The following is a 2,756-nucleotide window of genomic DNA, read 5'->3' on the forward strand; positions in this document are numbered from 1 at the left end:
ATGATTAGTCCCGCCTCAATGGTTTTGCCCAATCCGACTTCATCGGCTAGTAATGCGCGTCCACCCAGTTGTCTAAGTACTTTTCGGGCTGTTTCAATCTGATACCAGTATTTGTCAATAGCAGTTAGTGTGGGCAGGCAAATTAGCTGATCATAGTCTGCCATTACGGAGAGGTTGAACAGGTTTAAACGCGCCTCGTAGAAGTTGAGCGGGTCGTATTTACCAACTTTCAGGGCTTCTAAGGCAGTGGAAGAATTGAATTTAAATGTATAGTTTGTCTCCATGATGCACCCGTAAATAGCTACTTTTTACCACACCGCGCACGTACTTTTGACCAGTTCAGCACTTAGTCGCCATAGAGTTCCGAGTCTAAGTTGGCAGCCAAGGAGCCATGAGATACTGCACCAATGAAGTTTGCCAGGGGGTCGTTACTGCCAGTGGATGAGTTTGTGGTTGGTGATTTCTGAGTACGTGCAAGCTGTTGAACATACCGCAACACGTCTTCTTGGTGCTGCTCTGGCAGTTGTTCAATCGCTTCAAAAATTGCTTGTTTGGTTGTCATAGGAATGACTTAATGTTGCTTGATTCTATAAAGTCTACTGCTGAAATTACCGTCTTAGCTAGAACTTCTCTTCTTCTGATACACTTCAATAAACTGGAAACTAAAACCGAGCCGGTTGACCAAATGTCAACGTATCTTCTAGGAACGAAAGCCAGTGTCAACTTCTGACCCTCTTTGCCGCATTATTGCCCTGTTTAACCAAGCCGGTGGTGTCGCAAAATCAACACTAACCCAAAATTTGGGATACCACCTAGCACGACGAAAACATCGCGTTCTCCTCATCGACGTAGACCCCCAAGCGTCCTTGACCAAATTCATGGGGTTAGTGCCATCTCAGTTACAAAAAACCGTTGCTGATGCCATTATCGATGAGCAGCCCTTACCAATTCATGAGGGCATTCACGGCATGGACTTGGTTCCAGCAAGCCGAGTCTTAAGTGGAGCAGAAATGCAGTTAGTCAGTGCTGCGATGCGCGAGTTGCGCCTTAAGGAAGCCATTGAATCTGTTCTAAATGAATACGACTTCATTCTTATAGATTGTCCCCCCAGCTTAGGATTGCTTTCCTATATCGCCTTAGTCGCGGCCACACACGTACTCGTTCCCGTTGAAACCCATATAAAAGCCTTCGAGGGAACTGACGAGCTTTTACAAACTATTACCCATGTAAAAAATAAAGCCAACCGTAAAATCCAAATAGCAGGGTTTGTTCCCACTCGTTATGCTCAACAGAATTCAGCCGATAAACGCGCATTAGCAGCAATCATTGAACAACTTTCCGCTTGGGGTCGTATTTTTCCACCCATCCCCAGAGCCACCGCTTTTGTCGATGCGTCAGAAGAACGTGCACCTCTAGCAGTATTTGACCCGAAACATCCTGTAGTCGCTATTCTTGAAGAAATCGCCAAGGCTTTGGAGGCTTTATGAACCGACGCAAACAAACAGACAAACCCTTTGGGGGTCAAATTACAACTCCACCCCCTGCACCTTGGTTATCCTCACCAGATGGCGAGTTGCCAGCCGCTACTGAAACTACTATCAAGCTCTCAGATATAGTTCTGCCCCAACACCAGCCCCGACGATACTTTGACCCACAAGCATTAAAAGAATTAGTCTCGTCAGTCAAGCAGCATGGCATCCTCCAACCTTTGTTGGTGCGTCCACTTTGCTCTGGGAAATACGAATTAGTAGCAGGAGAACGACGCTATAGGGCAGGACTTGAAGCAGAACTTGAAGTTGTGCCTGTGGTTGTGCGTGAGCTATCAGATGACCAAGCGTTTCAGTTGGCTTTGATTGAAAACCTGCAACGAGAAGACCTTAACCCTGTTGAAGAAACGGAAGGGATATTGCACCTGTTGGCAATCCGGTTCCATTGCGATGTAGAAGCCGTAAAATCCTTGCTGTACCGAATGAAAAACGCTCACAGCAAGGGGGAACAGCCGTCAAAATCCTCATTAAATGAATCTAGGAGAAACGTTTCTCCTAACCCAGATAATCCACAATCTGAGGACAACATTTCTGACCAGTTATCAGAGAAAAATGAATCTAGGAAAAACGTTTCTCCTAACCCAGATAATCCACAATCTGAGGACAACATTTCTGACCAGTTATCAGAGAAAAATGAATCTAGGAAAAACGTTTCTCCTAACCTAGATAAACCGCAATCTGAGGACAACATTTCTGACCAGTTAGTCGAGAAAAATGAATCTAGGAGAAACGTTTCTCCTAACCTAGATGAAGAACAATCAAACACCGTACAACAGGTGTTTGAGAGCCTGGGACTCATGAACTGGCTATCGTTCACCACCACACGCTTACCTTTGCTCAATCTGCCCGAAGAAATTTTAATGGCACTGCGTTCTGGTCAACTGGAATACACCAAAGCACAAGTCTTGGCGCGGGTAAGAAATAATGAAATCCGAAAAAAACTTTTGTCCGAAGCGATAGCTAACTATTGGTCTTTAAGCCAAATCAAAGAAAAAATCACAGCTTGGACTGATGATGAACAAACATCCTCTTCTAAAGCAACTAACCAAATACCAGACCGCCTCCAAAATATCACCCAGCGTATTAAAAAGCGTCAGCTTTGGAAAGAACCTAGAAAGCAAAAGCAGCTAGTAAACCTTTTAAACAAGCTGGAAGCATTACTAGGGGATGAGTGACTTGGGGTAAATTGTCAGGTAATCTCTACTTTTA

General features: G+C 44.7%; 3 protein-coding genes and 1 pseudogene. 2 read left to right on the forward strand and 2 right to left on the reverse strand.

Annotated features, from left to right (window positions below; genetic code table 11):
- Together LC653_RS45545 and LC653_RS45550 are read right to left on the reverse strand one after the other, a co-directional pair.
- Positions 1–284, reverse strand: a pseudogene (locus LC653_RS45545) (ATP-dependent helicase); the annotation flags it as partial.
- A 62-nt stretch (positions 285–346) separates the two neighbouring features.
- Positions 347–562 carry a hypothetical protein gene (locus LC653_RS45550; protein WP_229501798.1) on the reverse strand — a complete coding sequence of 72 codons (216 nt, stop codon included), beginning with the start codon at positions 560–562 and terminating at the stop codon, positions 347–349.
- 154 nt (positions 563–716) lie between these two features.
- Between LC653_RS45550 and LC653_RS45555 the strand changes: the two genes are divergently transcribed.
- Both LC653_RS45555 and LC653_RS45560 read left to right on the forward strand, forming a co-directional pair.
- Positions 717–1,487: a ParA family protein gene (locus LC653_RS45555; protein ID WP_229501799.1), complete on the forward strand. Its 771-nt coding sequence runs from the start codon at positions 717–719 to the stop codon at positions 1,485–1,487.
- Positions 1,484–2,722, forward strand: coding sequence for a ParB/RepB/Spo0J family partition protein (locus LC653_RS45560; RefSeq protein ID WP_229501800.1), 1,239 nt, complete (start codon positions 1,484–1,486; stop codon positions 2,720–2,722). The genes LC653_RS45555 and LC653_RS45560 overlap by 4 nt, the downstream gene beginning before the upstream one ends.
- Positions 2,723–2,756 lie beyond the last annotated feature (34 nt).

Source organism: Nostoc mirabile CHAB5784 (assembly GCF_020829645.1).
GTDB lineage: Bacteria > Cyanobacteriota > Cyanobacteriia > Cyanobacteriales > Nostocaceae > Nostoc > Nostoc mirabile.

Bases quoted from the DNA above. Each gene is read 5' to 3' on its own strand.
- LC653_RS45550 (WP_229501798.1), bottom strand. From the start codon at position 562: ATGACAACCAAACAAGCAATTTTTGAAGCGATTGAACAACTGCCAGAG.
- LC653_RS45560 (WP_229501800.1), top strand. From the start codon at position 1,484: ATGAACCGACGCAAACAAACAGACAAACCCTTTGGGGGTCAAATTACA.